Origin of the sequence: Pseudomonas sp. Choline-02u-1 (genome assembly GCF_002836515.1) — a bacterium.
GTDB lineage: Bacteria > Pseudomonadota > Gammaproteobacteria > Pseudomonadales > Pseudomonadaceae > Aquipseudomonas.
The window spans coordinates 15373-32332 of record NZ_PJBC01000005.1 but is presented as its reverse complement, the minus strand read 5'-3'; the positions used below and the strand labels follow the sequence as shown (position 1 = coordinate 32332).

Genomic DNA, 16960 nt, shown 5'->3' with positions numbered 1-16960 from the left:
CAAAGGCGGCCAACCGGCCGCCCAAACGTACTGCACGAGAGTCTTTTACAACGTCAGCTGCCCACGCTCCTCCTCGGTCAGCTGCTGTTTCGCCTGTTCATCCAGCGCGCCGGCGCCGAGTACCTGCACCGGGCTGTCGGGGTTGTAGCCCGTCGCCGGTGCCCGGCTGGCACCATCGCGCGACGGCGCCAGTTGCTCGTTGCCGAAGCTCAATACCTGCACGGTGAACACCGAGGCCTGATTCTGCCGCGCCGCCGCCTGTTGCTGACGGGCGACGTCTTCCGCCGCTTGGGTCGCCGAGGATGCTGCCGAACTGGCCGAGGTGATTGCGCCGGTGTTGACCGCCGACACCACGGGCACGCCGGTCGCCTTGCCCTGCACCGAAATGTTCGCGGCGTTGACTACCGTCAGCGCAGCGATGTTGACGTTGCCCGACACGCGAATCCCCGCTTCGCCGGCATCGATGGTGCCCAGCGGCGCGATCAGGTCGATGTTGCCCGGCGCCACTTCGGCGATCGGGTTGAGCGTGGCGATACCGGCGCCGGTGCTCGGCACCGACGGCGACAGCGTGACGTTGCCCCAGGTGTCATAGACGCGTTTTGGCGGCGTGTAGACCACAGTGGTTTTCGAGCCGCGACCGGCGTTGATGTCGCCCTCGGCGGACCAGCCGAGAATCGAGCCGCCGAACGTCGTCATGATCCTGCTCTGGCCGAGCAGAATGCTGCCTTGCGAGTACAGTTGAATATCGCCCGAGCCCTGAGTGATGATCCCCGCCGTCGACGGTGGCGCCGCGCCTTCGATGCCGAACACCTGACCACCGCCCGGCGTGAGCATCTGGATATCGCCGCCAAACAGCGTCTTGACCCCGGCGCCGCCGTACAGGGTGATATCGCCGTCGTAGCGAATCGGATTGCCCGCCACATCGGTGTTCGGGAACAACGCCGCAATGGCATTGCGACCGCGCAGGTAACTGCCGGTGCGCGGGCCATTGGCATCGGTATATTCCAGGCCGCCGGCGCGCAGTTCGGCGAAGTACACCTGGCGGGCGAAGATCGCCTGCTCGGTACTCGGCAGTGCGGCGAAGAAGGCTTGCGCCTGTTCATCGCTACCCTTGAAGCCATAACCGAGGCTCAGCCAACTCTGCAGTTCTTCGACATAGGTCTTGACCACTTTGCCCGGTTGCGCGCTCAGGGCCACAGCCGAATCCGCGACGTTTTGCGGGTTCAGATAACGCGCAACGAACCGCGAGTAATTCGGCCCCTGCGCGCCCGCGCCTGATTGCATCACAATAGTTGCACCGGAGCGATGATCACCCGCCGCGAGAGGGCCGAGGCTGGTGATGCTGGCGCGATCTCCCATCATGATATTGCGCCCTGCACTGACGTCCAGAACCCCTGGGCCGGCAATGTCGAAGCTGCTGTACAGAATGTCGCGCCCGGCCGAAACCCTCGAAATGTCGCGCGCATCGTTATGCACGAACAGATTGCCGGTCGATGCGACCTGTTCGTTATTGCGCCCCATGCCGCCGGTGGGCGCATTCGTGGGTTGGCCCAGGTTGGTACCGGACGCCACGATGTCGCGCCCTGCCACCATCCAGACCGGGCCTGCCGATTCATACCAGGTGCGCTTCGTGGTCGCGAACGCCAGCGTTTCGCCCGTGCGAATTCCTACCAGGTCACCGGTCAGTGCATAGAAGCGCGCCGGCCCCTGAACACTGCTCAAGCCCGAATAGCTATCGGGACCAAAGGCAAACAGCGGATAGCGCGAATTGGTTGCCGCCAATACGCCGTCGCTGCCGGCATTGGTCATGACAGGGCGACTGAACTGGTTGTTGGCGTAGCCATTGAACGCAGGCGTCAACGGCGTGGCGAGTGCCGCCGGGCTGGCCCCTGACTGATTGATCGCGTAGCCACCGGCATAGATCGAATCCCCTGCGATCAGTTCAAGTTGCCCCGCGCTGGAAGGTGCCAATAGCAACGAATAGCCCACGACCGGTGCCGGGTTGCCTACGCCGTAAGTGGCTGATGGTCCCGCGTAAATAGAGCCTTGGCCGGCCACCGCACGCAATATCGAAGGAATGACGAAGCGGTCATCCGTAGGTGACGTGTTAAGCCCGGCGACGGGGTCCTGCCCGGTGGTCTCCATCAATTGAGTGCTCGGTGTCAGGTTACCGCCCGCCGAGAATAAATCGATGGCGGTGTGATCGGTCCACAGCGAGAAACCACTCAAGCCGCCACCCGCATGGTAAACGCCATCGGCCGTGGTAAACGGTGTGGAGTTTTGTAACCGCACGCGACCCGGATCCGTGGCGCCACCCAGCACCAGATCACCCCGAGTGTTGAGGCGCATGCCGGAGTCGCCGGGAATCAGCACCAGCCCACCACTGGCATTGCTGGCCGTCGAGTTGAACGGATCGAAAGCGCGCGTTTCCCTTGGGTCATGAAACAGCGCAGAAGCGCCGTACTGCAGATTGATTCCGCCCAACGCTGCGCCCGTCAGTTGCGCCGCGCCGCGCAGGTTGATGAGCGCGCCCTGCAAATCGTGGGTCGGCGTGCCGGTACCTTGCAGGCCGGCACGTGCTTGCAGAGACGGATTGAGGACACCGCCCAGACGAATATCCAGATCTCCGCCACCGGTCAGTTGCAGGTTACCGTCGCTGCCCACGCGTCCCGTACTGCCGACTGCCACGATCAACCCCTGACTACGTGGATACGACGCATACTTGTCATCGCCCATGGGCTTTAGCATGCCGGCATCTGCGCCAGCGCTCAGACTGATGTTGCCGCCGCCCAGCGTACCGAACCCGGTAAAACCCACCAGATAAGGCTTGGTTTCCACGCCCTGTGCCGGCATTGGCTGCGCAGCGTAGCTGCCGAAGTTGATCCACCAGGCAGTCGGTACATCGTTGTTGCCGGTGCCCTGGCGCCACAGCCAATTGCCCACTGCCACACTCGGCACCTGCTCCCGCGTACCGTCGCCCGTGGCGACCGAGCGACGCCCGAGCACGTCGCCGGACACAGACCCGCCAGCATTGATCGTCAGGTTACCGCCCATCTGTGGATACCAGGCCTGATAAAGGCTGGCACTGCCGCCATCGACCCATTTTTCGTAATCGCTGCCAGCGCTGCCCAATACCGATCCATCAGCCGACAGCCGGCCGCGCGCTTGGTTATAACGCGCATCGACGTCACCCGATTGAGTGCCGGCGGTGTACACACCGAAAGGTGAAGCCATGCTCAGATTACCGGCCGCCATCAAATCCAGGTCGCCGGTGCCAGTACGCAAAAGGCTGAACATCTGCGTGTGGGCCTGGGCGCTCTTGCTCGGATTGTTTTCAATGCACAGCGCCGGATCGATGGAGCACCAGAACAATTCGTCATCGTTCATCGGTGTGTAATCCGGCATGCCCATCCAGTTGCCAGGGGCCCATACACTGCGCGCCATCGGGGCGCAGGCACCGGGAGCAATCTCACAGAGCACAAGATATTCCTCGGGAACCGGTTCGTAAGGTGTAAAGCCATACTCGTTATCCACGGCCCAGACCAGTTTGCCAGCCACCTCAGTCATGCTCACACCATAATGGGTGTCGGCCATCTGCAAGTTGCCGACGCTGGTCTGAGGTTTCACGCTACGGCTGTCGGCTGCGGCCAGATCGGCGCCTGCGACCATGCGCATCGACCACGACGCACTCCCCGCCGGCAGCATGCTGGCGATCGCCCAGTTACGCCCCTGTTGTTCGCCATTGGCGGGACGCAGGTCGAGGTAGACCGTGCCATCCACCAACTTCACGTTGGTCATGGATGGAATCAGCGAACCGCGCAACAGCGCCAACGTACCGTTCAACCCAACGCCCACCGTTCTATTATCGGCATCAACGGCACCCGGCAACGGCACGCCTTTGGGCCAGAGCAGGGTCTGCAGGGCAGTGGCGTCGTTCAAGCGGATGCCGGCGCCCAATCGGCTGCCTGCCGGGAGGGTCACGGCATTGTCGAGCAGCGTACCGGCGGCATATATCAGGTTTCCCATCGCGTCGTGCACATCGCCGGCCAGCACCGTTCCACCCTGTAGCGAGTAGGGTGCGGCCAGCGTGGCCTGTACCGGCAACACCGTGCCTGCGGCCAACGTGGCGGCTTGAATCGGCAGGTCGTAATTCAATGTCGCACCGACCGGGAAGAGCGTCCCTTCGGCAAGGCTGACACCACTGCCCGGTACGATCAGGTCGCCGCCGAACGGCTGTATCCCCGGCAACAGTTTCCAGCCGGCGTCGTCCACGGTTTCCGGTGGGGGCGCAAAACCGTCGTTGATGCTGCCGTAGATATCAAGGTTGCCACCGGCACGGATCAACAGATTGCCCGCTTCCCCGCTGCCGTACACCGAGGTGAGCCGAGTGTGGGGGTTAAGGCTGGCGTAGCGGTAGCCGGACAGGTCGAGATCGCCCTGCACCACCAGATCGCCGTCGGCGGTTTTGCTGACGATTTCGACCCCCGGGCGCAGATGAAACGCATCGGCATAGGTCGCGTTGTTGAGGCCGGCCAATTTGCGCTGCAGCAGATCACTGTTGTTCAGTGCCGCATCGATGAAACCGCTGCTGTCGGCATGAATGGCGTCCAGATAGGCTTGATCGATCACTTGATACGGGCGACCGCTGGCCGCCGGATCGGTGCCATCGGCGGCATCGCTGTAACGGCGAACGGCATTCAACCCGATGGAGCGGGCGCCTTGAACAGTCAACGTACCGCTGGCATCAACCGCAATATCACCGCCGCCCAGACGCGGTGCATTGAGCTCCAGCGTCCCGCGCGACAGGCCGTCGCGTTGTCCCGCCTGGTTACCCGTCAGTGCGTCGGTGCCGTGCCGCAAGTCAATCCGTGCACCAGCGGCCAGTGTCAGCACGCCGTCAGTCGAATTGAGTTCAACCATGGCGCGGTTCGGTGCGTCGATGATCTTGCCGTAGCTGTCGACGCGCAGTACGCGGCCATGGGCATCCAGCACCGCGTTGCCAGTCAGTGTCAACGCGTTCTTCGCGGCCAGCCGGATAGAGCCGACCCGTTCGCCGCTGGCATCGATCAACCCGTCCACGGTCAGGTTGCCGTTGTCCACCGAGACATTGACCTCGCCTGCTTTGAGTCCGTTACCGACAAGCAGATTGCCCTGCTTGAACTGGAAGCTGCGACTGCCCACCACCCCGCCCGCGTTCAAGCGCTGATTGAGACTGGCAAAGGCCTGGCTCAAATCACCTTCCAGGCGCTGGGCGCGAATGTCCACGCCACCGGCCTTGTACGGCACCCATGTGCCGCCCGCATCGTAATAGCCACTGCTGGTTCCGCTGATCTGTCCTTGCAGGTCAACCTGTCCGGCGTCAGTGCCCAGGGCCACGACGCTCAGTTGCCCGGCCTGATTGTTGACGGCCGACAGATCGATTCGCGAACCCGCCGACTGACGAATATTGCCGTTGTTGCTCTGCAACGACACATCGCCGCCCCAGCTGTATTTCTTCACGTCGTTGAACGGCAGAACCCGGCCCGCCATGTCCACCTGCGCGCCGCTGCCAAGGGTCAGATCATCCTCGGCATTGACCAACAGTTTGCCGCTGGCCAGAACGATGCGGCTGTCGAGCACAACGTTGCGTGCCGTCAGGCTCAGTTGTGCGCCAAGCGCGTCCGCCACAGCCGTTGTGGCGGTGCCGCTGAGGGTCAGACGGTTGCCGGCCTTGAGATCACTGACCGAGGCAGCTTCGCCGGTCAGCAGTGGCGTGTGCAGATTGAGGTTACCGCCGCTGTAGCTGAACCCCTTGACCGCGTCATAAGCCCCTTGGGATTCGTACACCGCCAGACTGCCCTTGTGGTTGGCGGTGATGCGTTCGCTGGCGTTGAGGTTGACGTTGGCAAAACCCAGGGTGAGTCGGTCATTGCGATCCAGGCCATTGGGCTGCGGATTCGGGCCATAACCCAGTTCGATCCGCTGCGCCTGGATATCCAGCGTACCGTGGCCGGTGCCGGCGCCATCCTTGACCACCGTACCCGGGGCCTGAGTGGCCCCGTTCCAGATCAGATTGCGGGTGCGGATCGTCGCAACATCGGTGGCAGCGCCCGAGCCGTAGATGGCCGGGCTGCCCAGAACCAGATTCTGCAAGCGGCTCTGGCCGGTCTTCGGATCAAGGGTGTCGAGGGTAACGCTGCCGAAAAAGTTGAACGCATCGCGGGCCACTAGACTCAGGGTCTCGAGGGCGGGGGCGCCAAATTGCGTGTCGCCCTGCAACAGGCGATCCAGCACGCTCTGGTTAAGCGTCAGGCCCGCGGGTACACGGCCGCTGGCTGCGGCCAGTGCTTGCTGACTGCCGGCATTGACCACGCCGACCGAAAGCCCCAGTTGGCGAGTGCCAAAGCGCACGCTTTCGCCCAGTTCGAAGTCCTTGTCGGTGGCGGCGATGATGCTGCCGTTGGAGTACAGCAACGCCGCAGCGGTGCAATCGGCCGTCGGACAGTTGCCGATACGAATGCTCCCGCCCCCGCCCTCGGCAGGCGCAAGCACCGGTGTCCAGCCATTGGAGACCACCAGCAGACTAGACCGCTCAGGTGCGTAGACGAAACCGGCTGCGGCATCGTACGGAACGGCGCCTCGTCCCAAGGTATTGATGCCTGCGCCCGCATCGATGGTGATGCCGCCACTGGCACTGTTGCTGCTCAGCACGACCTCTGGCGCGGAGAGAATCGCGCCCTCGCGCAGACGAATCGCCGCGATATTGCCGATCACCTTGATCGAGCCGCCCTCGGAGCCGTAATACACAGTCGGGGTGCCACCGATGGTCAAACGTCCGGCATTCAAGCGGTTGAGGGTGTCGGCATACAGCGAAACACCGTCGAACCCGGGCGTACGCGTGTGCCCGGCACCGAGAATTTCAAAGTCACCGCCGGTATAACCGCCCTGAACCACCGCCGTACCAATAACCCCCCCTTCGGCAGGCTTGAACAGCACTTGCCCGTCGAAATCCAGGGCTGTGTCGTGCTCGCCGCCACTGACCATGCGCAGATGCAGCGTGTTGCCGTCCAGCGGTGTGCGGGCGCGAGGCAGACCGCGGCGGGCAGCATCGTTGAGCACAAATTGGGTAAACCCGGTTTCGTTGTACTGCGAATAGCGCCGCAGCACGTCGGCAGACGTCACGATGACCTGGCTGGGCAGACTGTCGCGAATACCGGTGTTGGCAATCGACAGCTGTCCGGCCGTGGTCCACGAGCCATTGCGCAACTTCAGCGCACCGTCCATGGAACCCGCCATCGCTTGACCATTGATTTCGACCCGGAAGGCGCCCGGCAACAAGGCAAAGGTCGATGGCAACAAAGCGTAGGTGCCGGGCGCCAGTCCGGTAACGCCGGCACCGAGGGTGATCTGCTGGCCGATGCGCGGATCGACTGCGCCAGCCTCGGCGAGCATCGGCGCATAGCGGCTCTGATCACCGGCAACGATTGCATACACGGGATTACTGGCCAGCCCGGGCAAACTGAAGGTGCCATCGGTGGCATTGCGTACCAGCGGATTGAAACGTGCATCGGTGGAACCGCCTCGTCCGGAGACAAAACCGGCCCCACGCAGATCGCCGCCGCCCGAAAGATCGATCACCGCCCCGGCCTGCACATCGGTGTATTGCGCATCGAGTATGACCCCGGATGCAGCACTGGCAATGCCATTCAAGAAAACCGACTTGTCGTTGTATCGATAGTCGATACCGTCGGTGGTGCCCCCATACGGCATGACCAGTCCGGCGGCGCTGACTGACGTCACACTACCCGGGAGAAGGTGAAGCTCACCGGTCTTGACGATGGAGTCATCACCCAGGGAAATCAGCCCCAAAGGCGCACGAATGACGCCCCCCTGTTCGATCTGTCCCGCGCTGAATGTCAGGCTGCCGAACACCGAGTAAGGCAATAAAGTCGGCGCCGGCCCGTAGCTGCCGATACGCAACGTATACTCCGGCACCGATCCGGCCTGGGTCTGATAACCCACTCGCACATCAGCCGAGACACCGCTGGCGGGGTAGATCTGCGCAGCACGCAAGTGCATGTCACCCGGAGTCCACAGACGGCTGCGCTGCTGTTCATCGGTTGGCTCGAGGAAGCGCATGTCACCCTGGCTGTCGAGTGTGACCAGACCAAAGCCACGACGGCTGACTGCAAGCGCGGGTGCGGCCGTTTGCACGAGCGTCCCTTCGGTGCCGAATGAAAGCGAGTTGCCCAGATCCAGCAGGTTCGCGCTGGCGGTGAATTGCGCGCTGGACAACTGCGCTGTCGGATTGCTCATTACCCGCGGACGCACTTTGACATCCGAACTCAAGTAGGTGCCCGGCCCCGACAGGCGCAGGTAAGGTGCGCTGAGGTTGACCCGAGCGCTGTCTTGCGCGGAATCGGCCAATGAAAGGGAACCGGCGAACAGACTCAGGCTCTGCCCCATGTGCAAGTCAACATCGCCGTCGAACGTCATCAGACCGTTGCTCAGCAGACTCAGGCTGTCGAAGCCGCCGCTCATCAGCTGATCAGCACTCAGGCGCGTACGCCCGTAGCGTAAAAGTGACGAAGCTTCCCCTGCCTGCAGCGCCTGCGGCAGTGCCGATCCAGGCCCTTGGCCAATGATCAATTCCCGCGGCACCCGCACGGCGTTGGTCAATCCCCCGGCACCGTAGGCCGGCGTATCCAGAGCGATTTCCAGACGCCCGCCCGCCGCACCTGCACCACCGGCATTGGCCTGCAAGCTGCCCTCGATGAACAGACCATTGTAGGCACTCAAACTGATCCGCCCGCCATCCGTGGCGACTCGAACGGGGCCTCGTTCACCGCTATCGATCACGGCTTGCGCACCGGACGCTTCCAGGCGCGCCCCCTGACGAACGATGACGTAAGCATCGGCGGCGGTCGCGGTGACCTTCTTCGCATCAATTTCGCCGCCGACGATGATCGAGCCACCCTTGCCGACCTGGCCGTAGACGCGGCCCAGCGCATCGACGGCGGTCACTGCCCGACCGGCGACATCGATCGAGGCATGGTCACCGATCCAGATCGAACGGTTGTGCAGGGTCGGATCAGCCTCTTGCAAGGATGTCGCCACATCGATCGCGCCAAATTGTTGTTGACGGATATCGACAGTGCCGCCCCAGGTGTTGAGCTCACCGTCAACCGTGATCTGCCCTGCCCCGCGCAAACCGATGCGCTGGCCGGGATCGACACTGATCCGTGCGCCTTCGCCAAGCGACAACGGGCTGTTGGCAGGGTCAATCAAGCCAGCCAGCGTCGCACCGGCCTGCAATGCAACTGATGCACCGGCCCTTTGCGTCAATACACCCTTGAGCGGGTCTTCCTGGAACAACGTCGGCGTCCATAGCTCCAGCGCAGCGCGCGGCGACGTGCCGGACGCAATGGTCGAGGCGGATTCGCCGAATCGATAGACCGGCATCTGCACATCGATAATCGTTTCATCGGCTACTTCCATGCCCTTCAGACCGATGATGTTGTAGGCGCTGAACCCCGTCTGAAACAGTTCCGGCGTCAGCCGCAAGGACTGTTCTTCGGCGACGGCGCCAGCACCGCCGATCCGGACCTTGCTGGCCTGCACAGTGAGCGTCCCACCGCCGTTCACGCCATAACCCTGCACCTCGCCATCAAGCACCAGGCGTGACTGGCCCGGCGCGCTGTTGGCGCTGGACTCAAGGGTCACGTCGCCACCCTTGCCACCACGCGTCTTGCCGCTGGCCAATATCGCGCCGCCCGACGTGACATCGACCAGACTGCCACTGGCCAGCACAATGTCGCCGCTGCTGCGGATCGACACCGTCCCGCCATTGAGGTACGCCAGGCCGTCCGCGTCGTCCGGGTTACTCGACAGGTTGCTCCACAGACCGCGCGCCTGCAGCTGCACGCCCTGCGCAACCGTCACGCGGGCCTGCTTGCCTGTTGGCACCTGAAGACTGGTGTCATCGCGCCGATCGGTGGCGAGCTGGTTCAAAACGTTGCCCAGCTGCAGGCTGCCCCCTTGCGCAATCAAATCGGCATTGACCTGCACATCTGGGCTGAACAGGGTGATGTCGCCCCCGTGATCCACGGTTACGCCTTCATCGACTTCAATCGTGTTTTTCGCCGAGATCTTCAGCGCGCCCAGCTGGAAACCATTGAGCAGCCCGGCGTCGAGAAACAGTTTGCCGGCGCGCTCAGCAGCGACCGCGTCGGTCAGCCCTGCGTTCGCTGCGCTGGCACGCGCGCTCCCCACTTGCACCTGATCGAGCAACGGGTCGAGTTGATAGAGCAGGCCCGCACTGGCGGCGACATAAGCCGCATCGTAATTGCCAACGACCAACTGCCCCCGCCGCGCCCGGGCGGTCTGAGGCTGGGCATAGCCGTCCAGGGCTGCTCGCGGCGCCTGGTTTTGTCGTTCGCCCTGAAACACCTCGCCCAACAGCTGGCCTTCCAGCACGGCGTTGCGCGTGGCGATCACCAGTTGCCCGGCATCCCGGCCAACGGTGTACCCCGTTTCCTGACGGCGCGTCGGTGCAATCAGTGGGCTATGGAAATAATCCGTCTGACCCCAGCGCTCGCTGTGACTTTCGTAACCTTTGTAAAGACCGCTGTAGAGAATATCGCCCGGCGCACGCGACACTTCGTATAACCGCCCGTCCGCACCGCGCAGCCAACTCTGGCGAATCTCGCCGCCCTGCACATCGAGCGTGCCGCCGGACACATTGATCAGCGAACCGTTTTCGCTGATCACATCATTTCCGGAAAACCGCACCTCACCGCCCTGAGCCATCCATTCACCGACGCCATGGCCCTGAGTGCCGAGGTATCCGCCGACCTCCAACAACCCACCGGCGGTGTACCAGCGGTCGGTGGCGTAACCGTTGGTGCCCGCCGGCACGAATACCAGTTCGCGGACATCGACCCAGATATCGCTGCTGTTGAGCGCGCCGTTCTCGCGATTGAGCGGCGCATCCCGCTGCTCGTTGCCCTGCACGTTGATCTTGATGTTGTTGGCTTCCATGGCCACTTTCACGCCGAGGGCGCCGGACACGTCGACCACCGCCCCCTCGCGCAGCAGACTGCGTCGCCCGGCGGCAACCGCCACCTGCCCACCGGTCGCAAGGGTGATCGAACCACTTTTGAATTCAACGGTGCCACCGCTGGCGATGTCGATGCGGGACTGATCGCTGCGGATCCGGTTGTCGGCATTCACGCCGATCAACGCCGCCTCGCGCTGGCTGTCCAGGGCCGTGAGATCGCTGCTGTCGAGCAGAATCGCACTGACGCCGTTCTCGCCCAGGGTCACACGGCCCTGGGCATCGCTGGCCGGATTGAGCAAATGCACGGTGCCGCGCGTCGCCACCGAAGTGCTTGCCAGCAGCACGCCGTTCTGCAGAACGTCGCGGCCAGTCAGGGTGATGTCGCCGGTGGATGCCTGGATCAGACCGGTATTGCTGACCTTGCCCGAGCTGTCAGCCTTGAAACCGGGAATGACCTCGCTGCCGAAGGTGGTGGAATAAACATTGCCGTCGGTGCCTGAGCCCTTGCGAATGTAGAAACGGTCGCCCGCCCCCATCACCGTCTGACCTTTGGCCGTGCTGATCGAGCCGTCGTTCTGCACGTCCTGGCCAAGCAACAAGGTATAGCCACCGGCATCGGTGGAGAGCGCAGGTTGATGCGTTTGTATGGCAGCGCCACGCTCCACCAGCACCTGGCCAGCAGCATCGGTAAAGGTTGGCTGACTGCCGGTGCTGTCGAAATACAGACCACGATCACGAAATTGCGCATCGGTCATGTTCGCGGCTGCCGCCACCAGATTTCGCACATTGACCTGACTGCCACCGCTGAACACGATGCCGTTGCGGTTGATCAGCATCACCGTGCCGTCCGCTTTGATCTGTCCCTGAATCTGGCTGGCCCGTGCGCTCGGATCATTGACGCGGTTGAGCACCGCCCAGTTGGCCTGCTGGGCGAATTCCACCGTGGTATTGCGGCCGACGTTGAACGTTTCCCAATTGAGAATCGCCTTGTCGGCGGTCTGCTCGATCTTCACCGTGGTCTTGCCGTCGGCCTGGGTTTGTTGCGGGCCTTTGGCGTTCAGCCAGCCCTGGCTCAGGCTGTTATCGATCTTCAGGCCGCCCTCGCCCAATCCATCCGGAACGACTTGCACGCTGCCCAATGCGGCGGCACGTCCAGCGGCTTGTGCGGCCTGCTGCGCGGCAATCGCTGCCACGGTGTTGTTAAGTGTCTGCAAAGAGCGCTGCAACTGCTGGCTGGCCCGTTGCTGCTGTGCCAGCGGTGGGGTCATCCCCGGCAGACCGCCCCCACCCGGACGCGACGCCGAAGCCTGCTGCGCCGCGCCCTTGGCGGCAAACCAGGTAGAACTGAATGCTGTCGCCGCCTCGGCACTGCCCGCCACCAGACACAAGGCAACGGCTTGCGCCAATGGCTTGAGCAGCCACTGTGCGGGATCGCCCGCGCCACGTTTGATCGGCTGAATACGGGTACTGCGACGGGAGGTGCGAGCAAGCATCACTACAGGTCCTTTTGGTGGCAGGTCGGGTCAGCCCTGCTGTTACGACATAGGCGGTTGACGCGCCTCACGACCGAACGGATGTCACACAAACTTCATGATCCAGGTGTACGTCGGCCAAAAAAAAGCAGCAGCCCGAAGGCCGCTGCCGTTTCATTGCGCTTGATGCAAGGCTTACAAAGGACGACCGATGCCGTTGCAGGCGTTGGCGTTGTTGATGTCCAGGTTGTTGCCCGAGCTGTTGGTGATGAAGTTGGCGGTCACAGCGGTTTTCCAGTTGTTGGGTACTGGCGTGAAGCTGTGGGCCACGGTGGCAACGTTGTTGCCTGGGTTGCTGTAGTGGGTGGTCAGGAAGTTGCGCACAGCGGTGGCTACGGCAGCATCCTTGTAGCACTGGCCGAAGATGAAGTTGGTGTAAGCCACAATCGGGTAACCGCTGGCCGGGTTAGGCACGACTGGCGCCCACTGAGCCGGGTTGGCCGGTGCGGTTGGCAGCGCTGCGGTGCTCAGTGCCAGCGTCACGTTAGCGTTGGTTGGCTGGACGCCATTGACGCGGGCAACCACGGCGTTGCTGGCGGCATTCACGCCGTCCGGCCCCACATAGCCGATCGAACCGTCCACGGCGTTCACCGCAGTTGCCACATCAGCCGTGTTGGCGACGCCAACCCAAGTCGATGGCAACGTCGAACCGGCTGGCAGACGCGCGTTGGTGAAGGTGGTGTTGACCGCGAATTTGGTCGGGCAGATCGCGTTCAAGTGACGGCTGAGGATTTCAGTGGTGCCGCTCGAAGTGCTGCGATAAACCACGCGGATGGCGGTGGTGTCGGCAGTACCCAACAGCGCGCCCCAGGTAGTCTTGGTGCCCGACAGCGCATCGCACAGTTGAGCGCTGGTCAGGTTAAGCGCGGTCTGGCCGGATTTTTTATAGGGAATGGCAACCGAAGTGGCCACCGATGGCAGCTGGATCAACGGGCCGTAAGAAGCACCGAAGTTGGTGGTGTAGGTGTTCAGTTCCGCAGCGCTGAGAATCGAGTCGCTCGCGGCGAAGTGCACAGTGCCGGTGGTGCTGAACTGGGCAGCGTTGTTGGTCAGGAAAGCGCTTTTGCCGACGCCGCTACCGGTCACGGCGTAGCTGAAGTTGGCAGGCAGGATGCTGTTGGCAGAACCTTTGTACAGCGCGGCAGGCAGCGAGGCGCCACCACCGGTTACGGCCATGGCCTGGGCGGAAGCCAGAGCGGCGACGGTCAGTGAGGCGGCGATCAGAGTGCGCTTGAACATGAAGAATCTCCTTTTCAACTTGGTTTGGAACACAGGTTTCGGAAGGCTTGCATGACACCGGGAGGGTCCACCGCAGTGGAGCCGCAGGGAAAAATTCGCAGCTTCCGGTGACAGATAAAGGAAAAAACCTCGGGAGCTGCGGGGGGATTTTTGTGCGGATTTCTCGGGTGTTTGCGGGGTCTTGTGGGGCGTCTGGATCGCGGGTTTGACTGAATCGGGCTGGAGCCGTTGGCGCGTGGTTGCAGATGACAGAATGGAGAACCCGAGAATGGTGAGATCAGGGGTCGGGTGACGCCTGAGCCTTGGAAAAAAGACTGGATTATTTATCGTCCCTGCCGACCTCTTCGCGAGCAAGCCCGCTCCCACATTTGAAAATGCGTTCCCCTGTGGGAGCGGGCTTGCTCGCGAAGAGGCCCGCCCAGACACCATCAAATCACCCGGTACACCACTACTGCACCAACTGGTTGATCTCAATGATCGGCAACAACACCGCCATCACAATCACCAGCACCACCCCGCCCATCACCACGATCATCAGCGGCTCGAGCAACGCCGTCATGCCCATTGCCCGCCGCTCGATATCCCGCGAGAGCGTCTGCGCCGCGCGCTCGAGCATCGGCGGTAGCGAGCCGGTTTTCTCGCCGCTGGCGATCAGGTGAATCAGCACCGGCGGGAACACATTCTCCACCCGCAGCGCGGCGGCGAGATTGACGCCTTCGCGCACTTTCGCCGTGGCCTCGCTGACGCTCAGGCTCAAGCGGTCGTTGGACAGCGTCTGCCGTGCCGCTTCCAGTGCGCGCAACAGTGGCACGCCGGCCCCGCCGAGAATCGCCAGGGTCGAGGCGAATCGTGCAGTGTTCAAACCCAGGATAAAACGCCCAAACAGCGGCAACTTCAGCACCCGGTGATGCCAACTCAACCGCGCCGCCGGATTACGCAAATACAAACGCCAACTCCAGAACGCCCCGGCCATGAGCGCCGCGCACAACCAACCCCACGCGCGAATGAAATCACTGGCGGTGAGCATCGCCAGGGTCAACCCCGGCAAATCCTGCCGCGCTTGAGAGAACGCGCTGACCACCTGCGGCACCACGTAACTGAGCAGGAAAATCACAATGCCGATCGACACCAGCCCGACCACGCCCGGATAGATGAATGCGGTCAGAATCTTGCCGCGCAGGTTGTTGCGTTCCTCGATGTAATCGGCCAACCGTTCCATCACCTGGGCCAGATCGCCAGACTCTTCGCCAGCGGCGATCAGCGCCCGGTAAATCTCGGGAAAATCCCGTGGCCGCGACGCCAGCGATTCCGCCAGACGCATGCCGCTGCGCACGTCGGCGCGCACGGCGCTGAGGGTTTGGGCGATGTGCTTTTTCTCGGCCTGCTCAACCGTCGCGCTCAGCGCTGCTTCCAATGGCAGGCTGGCACCAAGCAGGCTCGCCAATTGGCGTGTGGCCCAGGCGAGGTCGTTGTCCGAGAGTTTGGCGCTGAACAAACCGCCGCCACCGTGTCGGGCGATATTGCTTTGCTCGTGCACCGACAGCGCTGTCAATCCGCGCCCGCGCAAGGCACTGAACGCCGCGCTCTGGCTGTCCGCCTCAAGGTGCCCGGACTCGATTTTTCCCGTGGCATCCGCCGCTTCAAAGCGATAGCGATTCATCAGGCGTCCCGTGTCACGCGAAGGATTTCTTCGGGAGCGGTGGCGCCGCTGCGAATCCAGCGCTCACCGTCCTCACGCAGGCTGAACATACCGGCTTTCGACGCCGCCGCGCGCAAGGCCTGCTCCCCTGCCCCTTGGTGAATCAGCGTGCGGATGTCGTCGTCGATGCAGAACAATTCGTGGATGCCGGTGCGGCCGCTGTAACCGGTTTGGTTGCACGCCGGGCAACCGACCGGACGCCAGGTTCCGGGCGTGGCCGGATCTTCCTGTTTGCATTGATTGCACAGGCGCCGCACCAAGCGCTGCGCGAGGACGCCTAGCATCGATGACGCGAGCAAAAACGGCTCAACACCCATGTCGATCAGGCGATTGACCGCCGACACGGCGTCGTTGGTGTGCAGCGTCGCCAGCACCAGATGCCCGGTGAGCGAGGCCTGCACAGCGATTTGCGCGGTCTCGAGATCGCGAATTTCACCGATCATGATGATGTCCGGGTCCTGGCGCAAAATCGCCCGCAGCGCGAGAGCAAAGGTCATGTCGATCTTGGCGTTGACCTGAATCTGGCTGATCCCCGGCAGGTCGTATTCCACCGGATCTTCCACGGTGAGAATGTTGCTGGTGCTCGCATCCAGCCGCGCCAGCGCCGCATAGAGGCTGGTGGTTTTGCCGCTGCCGGTCGGCCCGGTGACCAGGACGATGCCGTGGGGCTGGCGAATCAAATGGTCGAGTTTGGCCAGCACCTGCGCATCCATGCCCAAGGTTTCCAGATGCAAGCGCCCGGCCTGCTTGTCGAGCAGGCGCATCACCACCCGTTCGCCGTGGCCGGTCGGCACCGTCGACACACGAATATCGATCGGCCGCCCCGCTACGCGCAACGCGATTCGACCATCCTGCGGCAGGCGTTTTTCGGCGATGTCGAGCTGGGCCATGATCTTGATCCGCGACACCAGCGCACCGTGCAACGCCTTGCGCGGCGACACCACATCGCGCAGGGTGCCGTCGACGCGATAGCGCACCACCGAATGGGTTTCGAACGGTTCGATGTGAATGTCGCTGGCCTCGTCGCGCGCCGCCTGAGTCAGCAAGGCATTGATCATGCGGATCACCGGCGCACCGTCCTGGGTGTCGAGCAGGTCGGTGATTTCCGGCATGTCCTGCATCAGCCGATCAAGGTCGACTTCGTTTTCCGCAGCACCGACCACCGCAGCGGCGCTGCCGGTGTCGGAGTACGCGGCGGCGAGCAAGCCGTCGAGTTCGTCATCGCGCACCCGCTCAACCTGCGTCGCGCCGAACTGCCGACGCACTTCGCTGATCGACCAGCCGGGCGTTGACGGGCACACGGTCAGCACACCATTGCACAAGAGAATGCGCTGCGCCTTGGCCCAGGCATACGGCAACCGACTCAAGACAAACACCTCCCTGTAGGAGCTGCCGAAGGCTGCGATCTTTTGATCTTGCTCTTCGACGGACCCAAACGGCCAGAGATCAAAA

General features: G+C 62.9%; 4 protein-coding genes. All 4 read right to left on the bottom strand.

The features are described from left to right. Positions 1-45: 45 nt before the first annotated feature. Positions 46-12531, bottom strand: a complete 12486-nt coding sequence (locus tag CXF97_RS06030; protein WP_101157135.1) for a filamentous haemagglutinin family protein — start codon at positions 12529-12531, stop codon at positions 46-48. 174 nt (positions 12532-12705) lie between these two features. Next, the gene (locus tag CXF97_RS06025) at positions 12706-13809 is read right to left on the bottom strand and encodes a substrate-binding domain-containing protein (RefSeq protein ID WP_101157133.1); all 1104 of its coding nucleotides are present in this window, start codon (positions 13807-13809) and stop codon (positions 12706-12708) included. 448 nt (positions 13810-14257) lie between these two features. Next, positions 14258-15469: a type II secretion system inner membrane protein GspF gene (gspF, locus tag CXF97_RS06020; protein WP_101157131.1), complete on the bottom strand. Its 1212-nt coding sequence runs from the start codon at positions 15467-15469 to the stop codon at positions 14258-14260. Further along, positions 15469-16875: a type II secretion system ATPase GspE gene (gene gspE, locus CXF97_RS06015; RefSeq protein WP_101157129.1), complete on the bottom strand. Its 1407-nt coding sequence runs from the start codon at positions 16873-16875 to the stop codon at positions 15469-15471. The genes gspF and gspE overlap by 1 nt, the downstream gene beginning before the upstream one ends. Positions 16876-16960 lie beyond the last annotated feature (85 nt).